This is a genomic window from Candidatus Tisiphia endosymbiont of Dioctria linearis (assembly GCF_964026545.1).
Taxonomy (GTDB): Bacteria; Pseudomonadota; Alphaproteobacteria; order Rickettsiales; family Rickettsiaceae; genus Tisiphia.
This window is the reverse complement of record NZ_OZ032156.1, coordinates 1,058,185-1,079,152: the sequence shown is the minus strand read 5'-3', so window position 1 is coordinate 1,079,152 and position 20,968 is coordinate 1,058,185. Positions and strand designations below refer to the sequence as shown.

The 20,968-nt window shown below is 34.0% G+C and carries 19 protein-coding genes and 1 tRNA gene; 6 read left to right on the top strand and 14 right to left on the bottom strand.

From position 1 onward, the window contains the following. The first annotated feature begins 255 nt into the window (after positions 1-255). Positions 256-1,044, top strand: a complete 789-nt coding sequence (locus AAGD42_RS05195; RefSeq protein ID WP_341752510.1) for a metal ABC transporter permease — start codon at positions 256-258, stop codon at positions 1,042-1,044. Positions 1,045-1,106: 62 nt separating this feature from the next. Here the strand turns inward: AAGD42_RS05195 and AAGD42_RS05190 are convergent, their stop codons facing one another. From AAGD42_RS05190 to lpxD, 7 genes are all read right to left on the bottom strand, one after another. Then, the gene (locus AAGD42_RS05190) at positions 1,107-2,432 is read right to left on the bottom strand and encodes an MFS transporter (protein ID WP_341752509.1); all 1,326 of its coding nucleotides are present in this window, start codon (positions 2,430-2,432) and stop codon (positions 1,107-1,109) included. A 108-nt stretch (positions 2,433-2,540) separates the two neighbouring features. Continuing rightward, the gene (gene dnaQ, locus AAGD42_RS05185) at positions 2,541-3,236 is read right to left on the bottom strand and encodes a DNA polymerase III subunit epsilon (protein WP_341752508.1); all 696 of its coding nucleotides are present in this window, start codon (positions 3,234-3,236) and stop codon (positions 2,541-2,543) included. Beyond that, positions 3,224-3,799, bottom strand: a complete 576-nt coding sequence (coaE, locus tag AAGD42_RS05180) for a dephospho-CoA kinase (RefSeq protein WP_341752507.1) — start codon at positions 3,797-3,799, stop codon at positions 3,224-3,226. Before coaE ends, dnaQ begins: the two co-directional genes overlap by 13 nt. Before the next feature lie 13 nt (positions 3,800-3,812). Continuing rightward, a complete protein-coding gene (locus AAGD42_RS05175; RefSeq protein WP_341752506.1) occupies positions 3,813-4,808 on the bottom strand; it encodes an LpxI family protein in 996 nt (331 codons plus the stop codon). A 1-nt stretch (position 4,809) separates the two neighbouring features. Next, a complete protein-coding gene (gene lpxA, locus AAGD42_RS05170) occupies positions 4,810-5,628 on the bottom strand; it encodes an acyl-ACP--UDP-N-acetylglucosamine O-acyltransferase (protein ID WP_341753398.1) in 819 nt (272 codons plus the stop codon). Positions 5,629-5,630: 2 nt separating this feature from the next. Beyond that, positions 5,631-6,068: a 3-hydroxyacyl-ACP dehydratase FabZ gene (gene fabZ / locus AAGD42_RS05165; RefSeq protein ID WP_341752505.1), complete on the bottom strand. Its 438-nt coding sequence runs from the start codon at positions 6,066-6,068 to the stop codon at positions 5,631-5,633. Further along, entirely contained in the window at positions 6,058-7,086 is a 1,029-nt protein-coding gene (lpxD, locus tag AAGD42_RS05160) for a UDP-3-O-(3-hydroxymyristoyl)glucosamine N-acyltransferase (RefSeq protein WP_341752504.1), read from the bottom strand. The genes fabZ and lpxD overlap by 11 nt, the downstream gene beginning before the upstream one ends. A 246-nt stretch (positions 7,087-7,332) precedes the next feature. On the opposite strand from lpxD, the gene AAGD42_RS05155 reads away from it, so the two are divergent. Continuing rightward, a tRNA-Ser gene (locus AAGD42_RS05155) sits at positions 7,333-7,422 on the top strand. Positions 7,423-8,070: 648 nt separating this feature from the next. Here the strand turns inward: AAGD42_RS05155 and AAGD42_RS05150 are convergent. Then, positions 8,071-8,193, bottom strand: a complete 123-nt coding sequence (locus AAGD42_RS05150; RefSeq protein WP_341752503.1) for a hypothetical protein — start codon at positions 8,191-8,193, stop codon at positions 8,071-8,073. Positions 8,194-8,386: 193 nt separating this feature from the next. Between AAGD42_RS05150 and AAGD42_RS05145 the strand changes: the two genes are divergently transcribed. Beyond that, positions 8,387-10,660 carry an N-6 DNA methylase gene (locus AAGD42_RS05145; protein ID WP_341752502.1) on the top strand — a complete coding sequence of 758 codons (2,274 nt, stop codon included), beginning with the start codon at positions 8,387-8,389 and terminating at the stop codon, positions 10,658-10,660. Between the two features lie 246 nt (positions 10,661-10,906). Further along, positions 10,907-11,194 (top strand): transposase, encoded by a 288-nt coding sequence (locus AAGD42_RS07160; RefSeq protein ID WP_410521052.1) that lies wholly within the window; start codon positions 10,907-10,909, stop codon positions 11,192-11,194. A 538-nt stretch (positions 11,195-11,732) separates the two neighbouring features. Here AAGD42_RS07160 and groL read toward each other — a convergent pair. Continuing rightward, positions 11,733-13,388 (bottom strand): chaperonin GroEL, encoded by a 1,656-nt coding sequence (gene groL, locus AAGD42_RS05140; RefSeq protein ID WP_341752501.1) that lies wholly within the window; start codon positions 13,386-13,388, stop codon positions 11,733-11,735. 52 nt (positions 13,389-13,440) lie between these two features. Beyond that, positions 13,441-13,728, bottom strand: coding sequence for a co-chaperone GroES (locus tag AAGD42_RS05135; RefSeq protein WP_250312214.1), 288 nt, complete (start codon positions 13,726-13,728; stop codon positions 13,441-13,443). Between the two features lie 236 nt (positions 13,729-13,964). Between AAGD42_RS05135 and AAGD42_RS05130 the strand changes: the two genes are divergently transcribed. Continuing rightward, the gene (locus AAGD42_RS05130; protein WP_341752500.1) at positions 13,965-14,543 is read left to right on the top strand and encodes a ribonuclease HII; all 579 of its coding nucleotides are present in this window, start codon (positions 13,965-13,967) and stop codon (positions 14,541-14,543) included. A gap of 64 nt (positions 14,544-14,607) precedes the next feature. Continuing rightward, complete coding sequence (locus AAGD42_RS05125; protein ID WP_341752499.1) at positions 14,608-15,678, top strand: IS481 family transposase; 1,071 nt, start codon at positions 14,608-14,610, stop codon at positions 15,676-15,678. A gap of 205 nt (positions 15,679-15,883) precedes the next feature. Here AAGD42_RS05125 and AAGD42_RS05120 read toward each other — a convergent pair whose 3' ends face one another. The 4 genes from AAGD42_RS05120 to AAGD42_RS05105 all read right to left on the bottom strand — a co-directional run bounded on the left by AAGD42_RS05120 (position 15,884) and on the right by AAGD42_RS05105 (position 20,923). Then, a complete protein-coding gene (locus tag AAGD42_RS05120; RefSeq protein ID WP_341760721.1) occupies positions 15,884-17,230 on the bottom strand; it encodes a hypothetical protein in 1,347 nt (448 codons plus the stop codon). A 283-nt stretch (positions 17,231-17,513) separates the two neighbouring features. Further along, positions 17,514-18,728: a palindromic element RPE1 domain-containing protein gene (locus tag AAGD42_RS05115; RefSeq protein ID WP_341752497.1), complete on the bottom strand. Its 1,215-nt coding sequence runs from the start codon at positions 18,726-18,728 to the stop codon at positions 17,514-17,516. A 134-nt stretch (positions 18,729-18,862) separates the two neighbouring features. Continuing rightward, positions 18,863-19,741 carry a succinate--CoA ligase subunit alpha gene (gene sucD, locus AAGD42_RS05110; protein WP_341752496.1) on the bottom strand — a complete coding sequence of 293 codons (879 nt, stop codon included), beginning with the start codon at positions 19,739-19,741 and terminating at the stop codon, positions 18,863-18,865. A 177-nt stretch (positions 19,742-19,918) separates the two neighbouring features. Then, positions 19,919-20,923 (bottom strand): Rpn family recombination-promoting nuclease/putative transposase, encoded by a 1,005-nt coding sequence (locus AAGD42_RS05105; RefSeq protein WP_341752495.1) that lies wholly within the window; start codon positions 20,921-20,923, stop codon positions 19,919-19,921. Between the last annotated feature and the right edge of the window lie 45 nt (positions 20,924-20,968).

Here is a 20,968-nt window from a genome sequence, read left to right as displayed (position 1 = left end):
TACTGGTTATAATATTACTAATATTATAACTAACCCGAACAAGTTCTAGAATCCCAGACGTCATTGCGAGGAGGCGTAAGCCGACGAAGCAATCCATATTTCTAGTACTTTTATGGATTGCCACGTCGCCGCTTTGCGGCTCCTCGCTAATAGACATGGTAATACTAATCTGGTTAGCTATACAATAATATATACCACAAAAAATAATTAAGCACTAAGTGCTATTCTCAACTTATTTATTAAAAATCGTATTAAATGCCTCTAATAATATTAACTATAATTCTAATCAGTTTAATTTTTGCTCCCCTTGGTTGTCTAAGTTTATGGAAGAAATATATTTATTTTGGTGATGGTCTGTCGCATGCAAGTTTACTGGCTGGAAGTATTAGTATTCTGATCCATTTGCCTGTTGTTTATTCGGGGTTAGTTGTCGCTATTATTTTTGCTATCTTAGTATTCACCCTAAAAAATAGGTCAGGTGGCAGTAGTGTAGTAATTTTGGTATCAAATTTTATGTTATCTTTGGCTTTGGTAATAAGTTATATGTATCCATTACAGATTAAAATCACTAGCCTATTATTTGGCGATATTTTATCTAGCTCTTTAAATGATATATTGATTTTATCAAGCATATTTGTGTCAGTTATTTTTTTCATTTGCTATTTCTACCGTCAAATTATTCTAATTGTAATTAATAGAGATATTGCTCAAATTAAAGGAATAAAAGTAAGAACCATTGAATTGGCATTTTTGTTACTTTTATCTTTATCAGTATTCTCAACTATTAAAATTGTTGGAGCACTGCTCGTCACTAGTATCTTGCTAATTCCAGCCATGACGGCTAGGATGATTTCTAGTAACCCTGCTCAAATGATTATCAATTCAGTTATCATAGCTTTAACTGTAAATTTCCTTGGTTTAACAGCATCATTATACCTTGATGTACCAATTACACCAATAATTACTGTAATAAATACCATGGTTTATTGTTTGTTCTATATAATTTCACGAGCAAACAAAGTAGGCTTTTCTAGATCATGGTAATTATCAATAAAATGTTATTAATGGACAGATTAAATTATTTAATATATAGCTAACCCAAATAGCTATGCGACTCCTTTGTGTGGATAATTTCCAGATTTTTTTGTCAATTGTTCAAAATGCAATAGCCCATAGGCAAAACCGATGATTGTAGGAATCATAATACACCATAATCCCCAATTGCCAAAATATTCAATAAGATAGACAAAACTAAAAGAGGTAATAACAAACATTAAAGCCCGAGATAAAGCGAATGTCATAGTAGCACAAGTAAAACGTTTAAATACAGGAAAGCTTTTATAACAAATGGAAACAGCAGGACCTAAGCATCCACGAAGTAAGACCATAAAGAATTGAATCAAGAATAATTGGTAAGGAGAATTAACATTATTCAATAAATATGGACAAAAGATGATAAAAATAGAAAATATTATAAGTATAATTCGCACAGTTAATAACGGATATACTTTTAAACTTAAATAAGTTAATATTAACATGACTAACAGCTCTATTATACAGACAATAAAATTATGATGAATGACCTCAGGCATTGTATAACCAAAGCTAGTTTTCAAAATATTACCACAATGTATATACGTAAAATAAAAACATACCGGTGCAGCACATTGTAATAAAAAGAAAGATATTAATGTTTTCTTATTAACTTTTGCTTGCCAAAGGGGATTGTCTTTTAATACAGTTGGATATGTATTAATTCTTTCAAAAACTCTTTTTATTCGACATTTGGCATCAGCAAATTCTGGTACTTCTCTAAGTTTTTTTCTCGCAACAGAACCAACCAATGCAATTACTGCACCAATCCAAAATGCCAGACGCCAGTTAAAACCATGAGAAGTAACAAGTGATGCAATCCCTAAAGCACATAACGACCCTATGACACAGGAAACCCATATTAATCCTATAACTGTATATTGAACTGGTGGATTAATCATTTCAGTTAAATAAAGTTGTGCCCCTGTCACCTCTCCTATAGAAGAGATAGCTTGAACAGCACGGCAAATTATCGCTATCCAAGCTGCCATGCTTCCTATCTGAGCATAAGTAGGCAGATTAGCCATAACAAAACATGATGCAGACATTAAAAAAGTTGTAATGATCACTGTTGACTTACGACCTATATTATCACCTAACCAACCGAATATTAAGGCACCAATAGGTCGAAGAATATATGTAGAACAAAAGACAAAAGCCTTTATTAAATAGGCTGTATGAGAATCGGTAGGTTTAAAAAATAACTCATTAAAAAACTCCACTATATGAACATATAACATTAAGTCAAAATATTCTAGGAATGTACCAACTGAGAGTATTCCTATTGCTTCTTTCTGTTCTTTAGTTAGGCTTCTTTGTTCATGTTGATATCCCATCACCTATTCACCTTATATTTAAATTACCTCATGCTATTTTCTGCTACAACTTGCAGATGGACTTTTAAGGAGTTAAACCCCTGCAAGTAATTTAGTTGATGTTATATAATTCTACAACCACATAGGGGAAAGAATTTTTGACAAAAATTCTTTATGTTTTTGTAACTCTTCCTTAGTTGGTTTGATAACTATAGTATTATTTTTATTTGCCATAGTAGTTCTAACCAACAGCTCATCTGTATTTTGTACCTTTTTACTATTAATGTTAAAACTTATCTGCCTACCTCCAGTAAGCTCAACATAAACTTCTGCCAGTAATGCCGCATCTTTAAGGGCTCCATGCAACTTACGCGAAGAATTATCAATTTTATATCTTTTACATAATGAGTCAAGATTAGCCTTCATTCCAGGAAACATCTTCCGAGCCAAAGCAAGAGTATCAATAGTATTAGCAAGTTCTAAAAAATCTGTATCAGACCTTTTGAGCAGAGACAACTCATAATTAATAAACTTAATATCAAATGTTGCATTATGTATAACAAGCTGGCTGTTACTAATAAACGCTAAAAACTCCTCGGCAATTTCTGCAAAAAGTGGTTTATCTTTTAAGAACTCTCCTGATATACCATGTATTCGATAAGCTTCTGTCGGCATATCTCGTTGTGGATTAATATAAAAGTGAAAGTGCTTACCGGTTAGAACTTTATTAACCATTTCAATAGCCCCAATCTCAACAATCCTATGTCCACTTTTGGGATCTAAGCCAGTTGTTTCAGTATCTAAAATTACTTCTCTTAATTGCGACATTTTAATTTTTGTATTAGTTGAGTTATTTGTTTATCTAAATCTACTATATTAACATCAGTATTAATAACAAAATCTGCTTTTGCTATTTTAATTTGTTGTGACAATTGAATTTGGGATATTTTATTGTAAGTTGTCAAACTAAACCCTTCTCTAGACATTGCACGTTTTAACCTAGATTCTTCTGAGCAGAATGTTGTAACATAAAAATCAAAATATTTATCAAATCCAGCTTCAAAAAGTAATGGAATCTCAGTAAATGTAATTTCTGAATCATTATTTTGCCGTTTAAAAAGAGACAAACTTTCCACTACAAATGGATGAATAAAATTTTGCAATTTGCTTCTTGATAAATCATTAGCATAGATTAGCTCTGCAATTTTTCTTTTATCAAAAATTTTTAGATCAGGCAGTAAGTTAAGAATTATATTTTGTATTGACAGCTCTTTGTAGAGATTCTTAATATATTCGTCAGCAGAAAAAGTCATAAATCCTAAATCAGCTAAATAATTTAAGACAAAAGTTTTTCCTGAAGCATAACTACCAGTAATTCCCACACAGATCATTCTAATAAATATTTTATTTTTCTATAATAAAAAGCCTACATTTATTAGCTAGCTCGATAGTTCTTTCTAGCTCAATAACCATCACTTTTTCTTTCTGTATTGCTACCCCTTTATAACCATAATTAGCTAAATTCTTTATTGTTTCTGGTCCTATTGTAGGTATATCAATTCTAGTATCTTGTCCCTTCTTCATCATTTTAATAAGTACCCCCCCTGTAGAATTCTTACGTAAATATGAACATCTTTTTATTAGATTATCTGTACCCTCCGCTGCTTCAATACCTATAATATATCCATTATCAACAATTACTGATTGTCCTACATCAAGATGTCCTATACTATCCAATAGCTTCATTCCTAACTCAATATCTGTATTATCTGTTGCTGATGGAACAATTATGGTCATAACATCCTTCTTTGCACTCAATATTTCATAACTAGACACTACTTGAAATCCCTTCTCTTCTAGAAAATCTGTTACTACACTAAGAAGTTTATCATCTCCTAAAAATTTTTGTTTCAATATGCGAGCAAGTAGCCTTGATCCCATTAAATCTACTTTAATTGATCTCAAATTAGGACGCTTTACACCACCAGCAAGAATTATATTTTTTACATCATACTTACGAAAATATTCAATTATTGGTCTAACCATACCGATTTTAAAAAATTGGTGGGTAAGATTCTTATACAATATCGGATCCGCTTCTCCTTCTAAGGCTGCGATATAACATTGTCCTCCTTGTTTAATAAAACTCTCAACCAGTGAGATTGGCAATGAACCATTTCCTGCTATAATTCCAACTATACTCACAGGGTTAGACAAATTAGAATGTAAAGCTAGGGGCAAATTTTGGTCAAGTACATTTTTTATAGTTAGAGGATTTGTAGGATGAGAACGAAAAACAAGGAGGAAGCAAGCATATCGTACTCTTTGTATGTGAGTACGTAAATACCACCAAATTTTGTGAAGCCAATTCTTGAAAGTAGAAGAGTATATTTGTAACATTTTAACTGTTTGCCCTATCTTGATCAACTTGTCTTGGCTGACAAAATACTCTGGTACTATCCTGTTTTACAAAGGAAATAATTTGTTCTACAATAGAATTGCCTTTATATCGTTTTAAAACTTTCTCAATCCTATCAGTAAAAATACCTTCGCTAATAAAAAGCTCATCTACAGCTTTTATAGTATCAAGTGTTTCCTGACTATCAAAGCCACGTCTTTTCATCCCAACTAAGTTTACACCTTCAAGAACTGCCCTTTCACTTGTAGCTAATCCAAATGGAATCAAATCTCTTACCACTGCAGACCCACCACCTATCATCGCATGTTGCCCTATACGTACGAACTGCTGAACAGCAGAAAGCCCTCCTATAATAGCATAATCACCAACTTTAACGTGACCAGCTAGGCTAGCATAATTTGCAAAAATTACATTATTTCCTACAGTACAATCATGGGCTATATGTACTCCAACCATAAATAAACCATTATTACCTACAGAAGTAACCATACCACCACCTTTACTACCAGCTTGAATAGTTACATATTCTCTAATAGTATTATTACTACCTATGATAACCTCTGATTTTTCTCCCTCATACTTAACTATTTGAGGAAACTGACCAATAGAAGCAAATGGATATATAACTGTATTAGCACCAATTTTTGTTTTCCCCTCTATAACTACATGTGATTTTAGCTCAATATTATCTGCTAAAACCACCTCTGGTCCAATAGTACAAAAAGGACCTATTCTGACATTTTTACCAATTGAAGCCCTTGGATCTACTATGGCAGTTGCATGTATAGCTGGTAAAATCATCATTAATTCCTATTTTTAAACATTGCAGTAAATTTGCTCTCTGCAACTATCTGATCATCAACTTTAGCATTACTTGAAAATTTCCAAACAGAACCTCTATTTTGTTCTATTTTAGCATAAATATGTAATGTATCGCCTGGTTCAACAATTTTACGAAATTTTGCCTCTTCAATAGACATAAAGAATATCTCCTTATCTTTTGTAAAATCCATTGATTTTGCTACTAAAATAGCAGAAAGCTGAGCCATAGCCTCAACAATTAACACACCGGGCATTACTGGTCTTGTTGGAAAATGACCAGTAAATTGTGGTTCATTAAAAGTAACATTTTTGATACCAACAATTGATTCATTAAGCTTAAATTCTAACACCTTATCTATTAATAAAAATGGATAGCGATGAGGCAACATTTCCATTATTTCTATAATATTAATTTTCATCTATATTCCGTTTCTTTATAAGCTGTTTTATAATTATTGATTGTCTATGCCAGTCCCTAATCGGTACGGCAGGAAACCCACTAACTGTTACTCCTGGTTCAACATCTTTTATCACCCCAGCTTTTGCTGCTACTTGAACTTTATCACCTAGTACTATATGTCCGGCTAGTCCTGCTTGCCCTCCAAGAGCACAATATGCTCCTATTGTAGTACTACCTGATATACCGACCTGTGCGACAATAATCGACCCCCTTCCTATTATAGCATTATGTCCTATCTGCACTAAGTTATCTATTCTACATAAATCTTCTATTACTGTATCATTCATTGATCCTCTATCAATAGTAGTATTACTACCTATTTCAACATTATTACCTATTTTAACTATACCAGTATGGAAAATTTTCTTGTGAACCCCTTTATCTGTTGCAAAACCGAAACCATCTTGTCCAATTCTTGCTCCAGATAATATTACCACATCATCACCTATTATGCTGTAACTTATTGAAACATTTGAGTATATTAATGCTCTATTACCTATTACCACTCCATAATCTATACTCGTCCCAGATTCTATAACGCAATTATCACCTATTACAACATGATCTTCAATAACAACATTATGTCCTATATAACAATTATTTCCTATAGTGGCAGAATCCGAAATATAGGCAGATTGCATAATTTTGTTAGGATAAGTCTTTGCTTTACTATAGAACAAATCCACTAATTTTGCATAAAAGAAATACGGATTCTTTACTTTTAATAAAACTGTTCGATTATTAGATTCTTGTGAAAAATTCTCCGGAACTATGCAACATGAAGCTTTAGTGTTTTGGAATTGAGCAATATATTTGCTATTACTTAAAAAACTTATATCACCAACATCAGCCTCTTCTAACGACTTAATATCATGGATTAGCAAGTCACTGGAGTATAATATTTCAGCGTCTATTAACTTTATAATTTCCGATAATTTATAAGAGGTAGATTTCTTATAAAAACGTGGATTTATCATAGTTACTTCTTTTTACAAAATGATGGGAATAGTATTATAAATGCATGATGGGGGCAGTATAAACGTCAGTTAAAAAATATTCAAGTTTTCTTACAATAATTTATATTGTCTAATAGCAAAATCGTTAACTGATTAAATTAGAATGTTGATATTTCTTTGCAGGAAGTCTAATTTAACTTATCTCGAATTATATTATACAAATATTTATACTTGAACTTATTCAGTTTATCTGATATGTATTACCTTGGATAGGTGTCCGAGTGGTTTAAGGATCTAGTCTTGAAAACTAGCGTGCGGGCAACCGTACCGTGGGTTCGAATCCCACCCTATCCGCCACTTCCGTACGAGTTGTCGTTTTTTCAAAAATATCGAACGGGAAACGTAGAGAGGTCTCAAGTTTTTTGCCATTCAGTTCAAGGGTCTGAAATACGAATTTTATCATTTTGCGTTTTTGGGGTATTTCAGAACCCTGAAAAGTTTTATACGTTTCAGAGGCTAGAGTCATCAGCATTGTATCTGCCAGTAAATTTAAGAAATTACATCAATCTGATACTGTAGTGCCACTTCTTTACCACAAAAAGCCATTAAATTGATCCACCATTAATTTAGAGTATAAATTAGTAGAGAAAATTCAAAACAAACAAAACCTTTAAAATTAGTATAGTATTTTGTAATAAAAATGTGAGACGGTTTACGTTATACATAATTGCTATTGGGTAAAAGTGATAGGGATGAAAAACATTGAATGGTAGCCATTTTTAACTCTGTCAAGGTTCGGAAATCAGACACTAGGGTGTACCATTCTTCGATTTTGGTACATTTTACGAACATATCAAACGGTGGACGTAGCTTAAAGTCTAGCTTCCCGCCTTTTATTTCCAGGTTAGCAAATACTAAATTTATCAATTTACGTTTTCCTTCGGCAGTGGAACCTTTGAAGGCTTCTGCCGCTCCGGAAGGCAGTTCTATTAAGTTGATCAGGCATTATGAAAATTTATCATCGGCATTGTCGTGACTTGCTATTTCTCTGGCAATATCTTCACGTTTTTCTTCATGTTCTGCTTTTGTAATATTGCCATCCAAAAATAAATCTGTTAGCCTATCCATACGCTCCTATGAAAACCTTGGGCAATTTTTGCTAAGCTTTTAATATATGAGATTACTTCACCAAGGATAAAGCAATATGAATTCTGTAAATTAATGTTGCTTTATCATTCCACTTGGCTATCATTTCTTCAGTAATTTTAGTTGTCGCCCACCTTCTACCACTTACATTAATTGGCAATTTGCGTTAAATAATATGACAATACGTTTTCCACTTGAAGCTCACACTAGAAACAAAATTAATACAAGACTACAAAATCTTGGCTGGATATTAGATCAAAATAATCCGCTATGTAATGTCTTTCAAGAACAGGCAAAAACTGAAATGCAGAATACTAGGCTAATGGGAAATAAGCCTGATTATATCTTGTATGAATCTGGAACAGATATACCAATTGCAGTTATTGAAGCAAAAAAACCGGGAGAATATTTGGATAAAGGTATGAATCAAGCTATAGAAAAATATGCTAAACCTTTACAGATTCCTTTAGTTTTTGTCTTTAACGAGACTTTCGTTCTTGCAAGACATACACTACAGAGTAGACCTTTAAAGATTGATGGAGAAGAATTACAGGATTTTGTGGATCAATTTACTTCATTACGATTTATAAATGAAGGAGCAGAAATTCTATCAACACCAAAAGGGATAAATTTTACTCGCGATGAGTTAATGGATACTTTTAAATCAGTAAACAATTTATTGAGAAAAGAGGGGCTAAGAGATGGTTACGAAAGATTTTCAGCTTTTTCGGAAATCCTTTTTCTAAAATTGATAGATGAATATGAAACCCTTACTGACCATGTTAAAGGAATAAGAAGACTGGAAGATCGGTTTTTATGGAAAAATTTTATTAACAAATATTACAATGATAATCAGGCTTTATTAGATTTTATTTCAGATTCAGTGTGGAAGAAATTACGTGAGCTATATGGTAGTATTTTCATCTCCCCCTTTACCATTAAAAAAGCTACAACATTGAGATATATTATAGATTTGATTGATCCAATTAATTTAACATCTACAGATACAGATATTAAGGGAGATGCTTTTGAATATTTCCTAAAAACTGTCACAAATGGCAATAAAGACTTAGGCGAATATTTTACCCCAAGACACATTGTACGTAGCATGGTCAATATAATAAAACCACAATATGGCGAAACAATTTACGATCCATTTTGTGGGACTGGTGGCTTTTTGTTGGAATCTTTTAAATATTTATCATCTCGGGCAGATACAACAAATAATGAAATACTTGAATGGATTAGAAAGAAGGCATTACATGGAAGAGAGTTAACTTCAACAACAAGGGTAGCCAAAATGAATATGATTCTATTTGGCGATGGACATAGCAACATAGAGCAAATGGATAGTCTCGAAAAGCCAGTAAAGGAAAAATATAATATTGTATTATCTAATATTCCTTACTCACAGGAAACAGAATATGGTTCGTTTTACTCAATACCAACAAAGAATGCCGATGCCATTTGCATGCAACATATTTATGAGTCTCTAAAACCAAATGGCAGAGCAGCTGTAGTGGTACCAGAAAGTTTTTTGTATGAAGATGGGGCAATAGGTAAAACTCGTGAAATGATTGCCAAAAACACCCAAAAATTTTCTGTCATTTCACTACCAAGGGGTGTTTTTATGCCATACACGCCAACTAAAACAAATATTATATATTTTCAAAAAGGTGGACAATTTAAAAAAGCATATTTTTTTATTGTCAATAATGATGGTTTTGAGTTAAATACTGGACGTAAACCTATAGAAGGGTATAGTGATATCAAAAAGCTTCTTAGCGAAATAGATGAGCCAACGCAAATTCAAGGACAAGCTAATACTGTAGATAGAGAAATAATAAAGCAAAGTGGCAATTGGAATTTAAGACCTTTTTACTATATGGAAGATATACCACAAGTTAAGGGCGAATTGATACAACTAAATGACAACTTAATTGAAGAAATTACAGATCGCATCGATCCTTTAAAAAACTCAGACTTAGAATACAAAATCATTGAAGTCTCACAAAATGGTATATTTCTTGGCGATATAATGCGGGGTCATGAAGCTACCCAAAAATATAAGCCTGTAAAAATCGGTGATATAGTGTATAATCCATATAGAATTAATATAGGTAGTATTGGGGTTGTCCCTCCACATCTAGATGGGGCATTTGCAAGCCCAGCATACGTTGTTGTGAGATGTAAAAATGCAAACTATAGTCCATTTTATATTGTATCAATTTTGAAACAACCAAGATTTCTTAAGGTTATAATGAATTACTCGCTTTCTTCAGCTAGAGCAAGTCTGCCATTTAGTGAGCTTATTCGTATTAAAATACCCAAACTTAATGATAAAGATATAAAAGAGGTCAAGAATCTTGAAAAAGGTTTAATTAAGCAACTGCAAGAAAGCAGTGATAATTTTGAAAAAATAAATCGGATAGTTAGTAAGTTATTGTAAAGGTTCTGATATTGTAAATTCTGCCTTGTAATCTTATGCGAATTTTTTATAAAATTATTTACAATTTACAAGTAGAAGAAAAATAGGCAAAATAATTATGCACAATAAGATATGGCACTGTTAACAAAATAATTTGATATAAAGATAAAGGTATGGTAAGAATAATTGAGCAATAAAGAAAGTTTAATTAGGTTCAAATATGGAGGAAATAAGGAAATACCCAATTAGTGAAAGCAAATTTAAAGAATTGATAGAGCCAATAATAAAAAGAGAACTCAAGAAACCAGGACGCCAACGAAAGTGAGTCATTATAAATTTTTTTGTGGCGTTCTGTATGTACTGAGGACAGGAGTACCCTGGCGTGACCTTTCATCAGAATATGGAAATTGGCACACAATCTATACAAGATACAAAAGATGGAGTGAGAATGGATTCTTTTGGCACTTGTTGTACCACCTTCAAAGTGTTAAACAGTTGTTAATGGATATAGTATTCGTTGATGGCTCAATTGTACCATTACATCGACTGGAGTAGGTGCTTTAAAAAAATAAAGGTTTACAATCGACAGGGAGGGGTAGGAAGGGAATAGGTACTACAATCCATTTAGCAATTACCAGTAATGGTTGTATTAACTGCCAATTATTTCCCGCTCAAAGGCAGGATTGCAAAACGGTTGAGCAATTATGGCAAGACTGACCTTGGGAAGAAATTGACTTTGTTGTTGCGGACAAGGGATACTATAACGGCAATATTAGAGATTTTATTAAATCAAAAATGCTATTCCCGTTATTCCATATAAAGGAGTTTATTTGCCTAATAACTCCAATTTAACACCAAAGGATTTTTATGATACCAAAATTTACCGCAAACGACATATTATTGAAAGGCTTTTTGGCAGACTTAGGAAAATAAAAGAATTGCCCAGATATAGTCAATTCTTAACGCAACATATACTGCCTTGTTGATTATCTCCTTTTGTCTTGCCTAACTTTTACTATTAAAACATGCCACCCCTGCAAGAAAAAGCAGGGGTGGCTAATAAAGCTTATTCGTAGGCAGTCTCCTAGTGGTATTAGAAGTCCATACCGCCCATGCCACCCATACCACCGCCCATACCACCACGTGGCATAGCAGATTCATCTTTATCAGCTGGTTCATCAGTAATAAATGCTTCAGTAGTAATAATCAAAGAAGCAACTGATGCTGCATCTTGCAAAGCAGTACGCACGACCTTAGTTGGATCGATAATACCAGCCTTAATCATGTCAACATAAGTCATATCTTGAGCATTGAAGCCAAAGTTTTTATCTTTGCTATCAGTAAGTTTTCCAACTACAATAGCTCCATCCATACCAGCATTCTCTGCAATTTGTCTTACTGGAGCTTGCAAAGCCTTCTTAACGATGTTAATACCAGCCTGTTGATCTTCATTAGCACTTTTTAGCGACTCTAAAGCTCTTGCCGCATAGAAAAGAGTAACACCGCCACCAGCAACAACGCCTTCTTCCACGGCAGCTCTAGTAGCATGCAAAGCATCTTCTACACGATCTTTTCTTTCTTTTACTTCAACCTCAGTAGCACCACCAACTTTTAAGACAGCTACGCCACCAGCAAGTTTAGCTAAACGCTCTTGTAATTTTTCTTTATCGTAATCTGAACTAGACTCATCAATTTGTGCTCGAATTTGAGAACAACGAGCCGCGATGTCTGCCTTACTACCAGCACCATCAATTATGACAGTATTTTCTTTGGAGATAGTAACTTTTTTAGCAGTACCTAGCATTTTGATATTAACATTTTCAAGCTTCATACCAAGATCTTCACTGATAAGCTGACCACCTGTTAAAATAGAGATATCTTCCATCATGAATTTTTTTCTATCGCCAAATCCAGGAGCTTTAACTGCAGCAACTTTTAACCCACCACGTAATTTATTCACTACCAGGGTAGCAAGCGCCTCTCCTTCTACATCTTCAGCAATTACTAATAAAGGACGTCCTGATTGCACTACGGCTTCAAGCACTGGTAACATTTGCTGTAAATTTGATAATTTCTTTTCAAATAATAAGATAAAAGGATTTTCCAATTCAGCTACCATCTTTTCGGAATTAGTAACAAAATATGGTGATAGATAACCTCTATCAAACATCATACCTTCAACTACATCTACTTCAAAACTAAAATTCTTAGCTTCTTCAACGGTAATTACCCCTTCTTTACCAACTTTTTCCATTGCTACGGCAATTTTTGCACCAATTTCTGTATCACCATTTGATGAAATAGTACCAACTTGAGCAATCTCCTCTTGGCTACTGATTTTTTTACTAGCTTTCTTAATTTCTTCAACTATTAAATTAACGGCTGAATCTATACCACGTTTTATATCCATAGGATTAAAGCCAGCTGCTACCGCTTTGTTACCTTCCCTTGCTATTGCTTGAGTTAGAACAGTTGCGGTAGTTGTTCCATCACCAGCAACATCAGATGTTTTACTTGCCACAGATTTTACTAATTGAGCTCCCAAATTTTGGGCTTTGTCTTTTAGTTCAATGGCTTTTGCCACTGTCACACCGTCTTTGGTTAATCTTGGTGATCCGAATGACTGTTCAATTGCAACATTTCTACCTTTTGGACCTAATGTTACTTTTACGGTATCAGCTAAAATATCAATACCTCTTAGCATTTGTTCACGTGCATTTGAGCCGTGTCTTATTAATTTTGTTGCCATATTATATTCTCCTTACAAATTAAATAATTCTTATAATAATTTAGATAAATTATTAACTAATTATGCCCATGACATCACTTTCTTTCATGATTATCAGATCTAAACCATCAACTTTAACTTCAGTACCAGCCCATTTGCCATATAGTACTTTATCGCCTACTTTAACTTCTAATGAGTGGATAGTACCATTCTCCCCTCTCACTCCTTTTCCTACAGCTATTACTTCCCCCTGCATAGGCTTTTCCTTAGCTGTATCAGGGATAAAGATTCCCCCGAGTGTTTTTTCTTCTTGTTGAATTGGTTTTACCGCAATTCTATCATGCAACGGTCTAAAAGACATTCTTACCTCCATAAAATTAATACTTACACATTGTGTATTCTATATATGCTTGGTTTTGTAACAGTTCAAGGGATAAAAGAAAAGTTTTCAATTAATTTCAAAGTAATTATACGCTATGTTCAATTTTTTTATACGATACGAGACTTAATTTTAAATAATATTAGAAGAAAAGCTTTTGTGTCAATGTAAAAATACTGTACAAACTAATCAGGTTAGTTGTACAAATAGGAGGGGTTATGTTTGAATTAGAACAAAAATATATTGGATTAGTAGCTGGAGTAGATGAAGCTGGTAGAGGACCGCTAGTTGGCCCTGTAGTAGCTGCATCTGTTATCATTGATCAAACAAAAATCATAAATGGTATCAAAGATTCCAAAAAACTTACTAGAGAAAGGAGGAATTTGTTATACGAACAAATAACTCAAAATTATATTTGGTCTGTTGGTATAGTGTATCACGATGAGATAGATATAATTAATATCCTTGAAGCAACTAAAAAGGCTTGTACTATATCAGTAGCAAATCTTTCTGTTAAACCGGATACAGTATTAATAGATGGTAACATGAAATTTAACGATCCAAGATTTATTAGTATAGTAAATGGCGATAATTTATCGATTTCTATTGGAGCAGCATCTATTATTGCAAAAGTTACTAGAGATCGTTTATTACTTGAATATGCCAAAGAATTTCCAGAATATATGTGGCACAAAAACTTCGGCTATGGGACGAAAGAGCATCTAAACGCTATAAGCATTTATGGTCTTTCGTCTTATCATAGAAAAAGTTTTAAGATAAAAAGCTTTCAATCATAAATGAAGTAGTTGAGATTTAATCTTACATTTAGTAAAATAAACAAATTATTAAATGGAGATTAAAATGAATTTAAATCAGAAAATAATAAGACCAAAAATAGGATTACTTGAACTAGCAAAAAGCTTAGGAAATGTATCTAGTGCATGTAAGACAATGGGGTATAGCAGAGATAGTTATTATAGATTCAAGGAATTATATGAGAATGGTGGCGATGAAGCCTTGTATGAAATAAGCCGTAAGAAACCCATATTGGCTAATAGAGTTGATCCTATTGTAGAGAAAGCGGTATTAGACATGGCAATAGAGTACCACGCTTATGGTCAACTTCGTGTATCGAACGAATTAAAAAAAGATGGGATTTTAGTATCTCCCGGCGGCATTAGATCTATCTGGCTTAGGAACGATCTCAATAATCTTAAGAAACGGCTAGTAGCTTTAGAAACTAAAATGGCTCAGGATGGCATTATACTTACGGAAGCTCAATTACGTGTCTTGGAGAATCATAAGAATCTTAAAGAGGCACATGGGGAAATAGAGACAGAACATCCAGGCTATCTTGGTTGTCAAGATGTTTACTATGTTGGCAACTTTAAAGGAATAGGTAAGGTTTATGGTCAAACTTTTATCGATAGCTATTCCAGGGTGACGGATGCCAAATTATACACAGACAAAACAGCTATAACCTCTGCTGATATGTTAAATGATAGAGTTCTACCTTGGTACGAAGAACAAGGTATTCCTATACTACGTATATTAACTGATCGTGGTACTGAATATAAAGGAAATATAGAACATCATGCCTTTGAATTGTTTTTAAGTATTGAAGGAATAGAACCCACCGTTACAAAAGCATATTCCCCTCAAACTAACGGGATATGTGAGAGGTTTCATAAAACCATGAAAAATGAGTTTTATGATACTGCAATGAGTAAAAAGATTTACAATTCACTTTTTGAATTGCAAAAAGATCTTGATACCTGGTTACATTATTATAATAACGAACGTCCTCATTCCGGCAAGTATTGCTATGGTAAAACTCCAATGCAAACCTTTAAAGATAGTAAAAAATTAGCGTTTGAAAAAAATAATGAGATCTTGTATCTTGAACACTTATCTGACAATCTAATAAGTTAATTTATGGGGTCTGTAAGATCAAATCTTGACTTCTACACAATCTGCTCGTCAAGCGTCTATTAACGAGGAGCCGCTTTGTGGCGACTCGGCAATCCAAAAAATGACCAGGAATGGATTGCTTCTTGGCTTAAGCCTTCTCGCTAATATACGTATTGTACTTTAACTTTTTTCCGTAAACGCTTACTACAACTTTTTGACTAAGCAGTTATCTACTATTACTCTCTCTTGTTTTTAGATGTGCTTTAAAATTTATCACAGGTTTTTCTGTTGGTTTTTTATGGGTAGAATCTTCACTAAGTTTCCTCAACCCTTTTACCGCTTCTATGATAGCATCCTTATCAACAGCAAGTTGAACAGGCTTCGCCTGTACCTTCACTCCTACCGCCGGGGGTTTGTTTACTACTGGTTTAGGTAGTTGAACACCAGCTGCACCAGGCATAGGTGGAGGAGGTGGTGGTATTGGTACTCCTCCTTCCTTATTAAGCTCAACCTTAGGAGGAACTTTTGCACTTGCTACTTGCTTTTCTGCTTCTGCTTTCAGTGCAGCTGCTATTCTTGGAGCGTCTATTTCGTCTTGTCTAGCTTGGCGTGCTATCTCATCTTTTCTCAGCTTGTCAAATTCAGCAAACTCTTTAAGATGTTCAGGCGAGTCTGGCTTAAATTCCACTTCCCCAGCTTTTACCATCCGTGCCTCAAGCTTTTTCTTCAATTCACTTACCATATCATCTACTGGTTCTGCAACTACTTGATTTACTGACTTCTTCTCCTTACCTAGAGCTGCCAAAGGATCAAGTGGGGTAGATGCCGGTGGTGGTGGTGGTGGTGGCGGTGGCGGTGGCGGTGGCGGTGGCGGTGGCGGTGGCGGTGGCGGTGGCGGTGGAACACCTGGAACATTATTAACTGTTACCTGCACTGACAGCGGCATAACTGTCGGAGTGCTAGTTGTCACCTGCACTGGTGGCATAGTTGGAGCTACAACCTGTGCTGGAACAACATTTTGTATAGAGGTTGTTTCTGCCACTACTAACGGTTCTGTTGTAGATATCACTGTTTGAGGTTTAGGAGTTTCCACCAAAGACGGTTGCACCGGGGTTTCTTTTACTGGAATAGTTGTAGCTATTTGTTCCTGCACAACTTGTTCCTGTATAGTTTGTTTCTGTATATCCTCAGTTCCCTTGACAAAATCTTCTGTTGCTTGTTGTAATTTTTCTTGATGTTGTTTACTAAACGGAGATTTTAAAAAATTAACGAAAGGGATGAACCATGATTTAAACCATGCCTTTATTTGAGTACCAATTGACGAACGACTCTTAATGCTCTCAGCTTTTTCTTCCAACTCTTTTATATCTTTAGCTGTTACATTTTGAAGTGAGTTACTTTTTTCCAAGACATTCATCGCACCAACTAGAATCTCAGCCATATCGTCTAAATCTTTTTTTTCGGCAGAAAATACTGGCAAATTAGTACTCACTGCAATTACAGCCTCAGCTACCTTATTCACAGCTTCATTGGCAACAGTTAAACTTGTATCATTTTCATTACCACTTTTCATAACAACACTCATAAATTAATTTATATTCTTAAATCCACCTATACAATATAACTTTATTAATCCAACTAAGTCAAGCCTTCTGGCTAAGAAAAAATTACTTACTGATAAAATTTATATTGTTTTTATGCCAAGTCTATTTCAATAATGTAGACTAAAACTTACAAGACTATGAATATCATAGTTTAATATGTCTATCACTTTATTGAATTTATCACCTCTATATCTATATTGGAAGGTGGGGTGATCACTTCGCCAACTCCTCGCGGTAATTTAGTATACTTTACTATATCTTCTTGTATTGATCAACAGATGGTTGGTTAAATGGATCAATTTTCAAATGATTTGCCATTAGCATAGTACTCAACATTGTATGAATAATTTGATCTACAATTACATACTCATCAATATGTACAAAATTCTCTAACATCACTGGTCGTTTAACTTGCACTAATGCATTATATATATTGTTAGCATGAGCAGCTAGACTCATTGCCATATCTGAGTTATCTTTGTTGTTAGTAATAACTTTATAAAATTTATCATCCGGACCTTCTAAATAAAGTTGCAACTGACTGTGCTGATCGAATGTGCCTCTTGCTATTATAGGAGTTATACCAAAACCATTCTTGCCAAGCGATTCAGCTATAATTTGTTGCTGCCATCTACATAAACCATCTAATTGGTAACTATAATTAAACATAACTAACATATGTCTATTTAAAGAATATTGATTGAGGTAGTGTTCAGCTATCTCACAAATATTAGACTTTCTGCAAAACTCTACTTCTGCTGGTGATTTGTACGTCGATTCGGTACTCGAATCCTCACGCACCCTATAGTACGCTGCGGTTCTCCGTTCCGAGTCTCCTTCAAATCCCTCAGCATAAGCGACTTTTGCAGAAAGTCTATCAGAGCCATCAAGGATAATATCTGATATTTTCTGGGAAGCAGCTGCAACGACTTTATCTATATCAATTCCTACAATTGCCGCTGGTAGCAAAGAAGCATTAGAAATTACGCCAAATCTTCCACTACTTACATTATCATGTTCTAAACAATTTGCCCCAAAAGACCTCGCTAAATTATATAACAAGCTATTATTAAACGGTACTATTACATACACATTTCGAGGAGAAACACGCAAAACTTCTAAAACATACTTAGTTAATAAATAGGTTTCATTGGTATTCCCAGACCTACTCAATGAGAAAAACACAGTTTTATCTAAGTTAACTACTGATAATTTTTTATCAATTGCCAACTGATCTAAATTATCAAGGTATATTAGCCTTTTAGTAGCTACTGCCTTCATACTTAACAACGCTCTAACATTTAGGCAAGACGCACCAAAACCTATAATAATCACAGTATCATATTTTGCAGTAAGCTGAGCGGCAAGATACTTTATTGCATCTTGCTTGATCAGATCAAACCTTAAGAAATCATGTTTATTAGCTTTAATTTGTAAAATAAGATTATTATACAGTTTGCTAAACATTTAGTCTCCGCTTAATATGCTAATTCGATAAATAACTTTACCTTACACATAACCCCCATGGCAATTTAAAAATTGCAATGACGCTTGAGGCTTATGTATTCCTTACAATGACGTATGTGTGTATTCTCTTAAATTTAAATTCTTCCTAATAATTCAAACATAGTTTTGCCAATATCAGCTGGTGATCTAGTGATAGTAACTCCTGCACTCTGTAGTGCCTCCAACTTTTGTTCAGCTGAGCCCTGTCCATTAGAAATAATTGCCCCAGCATGCCCCATTCTTTTCCCTTCAGGAGCGGTAATACCAGCAATAAAACTAACTATTGGTTTTTTAATCTTTGAACTTTTTATTAATTCAGCAGCTTTTTCCTCAGCATCTCCACCTATTTCACCAATCATAATAATCGATTCGGTTTCATCATCTTTTAAAAACATTTCAATACAATCAACAAAATCAGTACCGTTAACTGGATCTCCACCAATACCAATACAGGTAGATTGACCAAGACCAGTAGCTGTAGTCTGTGCTACTGCTTCGTACGTTAAAGTACCGGAGCGAGATATAATGCCAACTCTTCCTCTCTTATGAATATAACCAGGCATTATGCCAATTTTACACTCGTCAGGGGTAATAATGCCGGGACAATTAGGACCAATTAATCTAGTTTTTGATCCAACTAATGCCCTTTTAACCTTTATCATATCAAGTACTGGTATACCCTCTGTAATACACACTACTAATTTAATTCCTGCATCTATAGCTTCCAAGATCGAATCAGCAGCAAATAGTGGTGGAACGTAAATAACGCTGGCAGTAGCCCCAGTTTTTTCAACTGCTTCATGTACTGTATTATATACGGGTAGATCTAAATGAGTATTACCACCTTTTCCAGGTGTCACTCCTCCTACCATCTTAGTGCCATAATTGATGGCTTGTTCAGAATGAAAAGTCCCTTGTGAACCAGTAAAACCCTGACAAATTACTTTTGTGTTTTTATTAACTAATATTGACATACATGCCTTTTCCGTATTTTTTAAGATAATGATTAAAATAGCCCTCTTTTGAGACTAAGAAGCTGCAATAAAGTACCCTTTTAATTTTACAAAACATCTTGGGTTATAACAGAACCCAATCTTAATTAGTTCCTAGAAATTAAAAAATTATTTTGTTACAATGATTAATTTAATAATTTACTGTACTTTCAGTAATTCATTGATTTTAGTAATAGATAGTCCAGTAATTCTCACTACTTCTTCAATAGAGCTGCCATTGTTTATCATCATTTTTATTAATTTAGCTTCACCTCTAGCTTCTCCGATTTTAATACCATCCTGTACCCCGATTTTGATGCCATCCTGTACTCCGATTTTGATGCCATCCTGTACTCCGATTTTGATGCCATCCTGTACTCCGATTTGGATCCCTTCTTCTTTCCATACTTGAGCTATACTAGGCATAATTCCCTCTCCTTTCTCTTTAGTTAAACTATTTTTTAATATTTTTTCTAACTCTATTTTATCATTTTGCTCAATAAAGGTCAAAGTATACTGTAATAGATTTCTTATATGGTCATAGCCTATTGTTATTTCACTCAATTTAGGCAAGAGATGAGAGATTTCTTGCCATCTTTTCAGTAATTGACGTTCGTGGATGTGCTTGAGGAAAAATAACAAAATCCCAGACCATACTTTTTCCTTGAGTTCTTCATCGGGGATATCATGTACGTTAATAAGCTGACAATCATTTGTCCAAAAGCCTCTGGCTAAATCTGGATGGGTAAATAGCTCCCATATATTAAGCGGTGCGTCATATTTCTTTTTTCCATTGTATAGCACTAGGGGATAAATTAATGGAAGACATTTAGATTTAGGATTAGTAGTTAAATATCGATCACAAATATTAATCATATATTTAAATAACCTAAATGCCATCATTTTATCAACAGTACTTTGATGTTCCAATAGCAAAAAAATATAGCCATCCTGATCATTAAACTTAACAGAAAATAATACATCTGAAATAGTTTCAGAAAGGTCTGGCTCAATAAAACTATCTTTTTCTAATTTTAAAGATGTGCTATCGATTAAAGCCAGCACATCCTTCGGCAAATGAGTTGCCAAAAATTCTTGAGCAACTATTGGATTCTCCATAGATTTGCGAAAGATTTTGTCATGTTTTGGCTTGTCTGAGGTCATAATTTCCCAGGGTGTTTATGGCACTAAAATTAAAAAAATTATTTT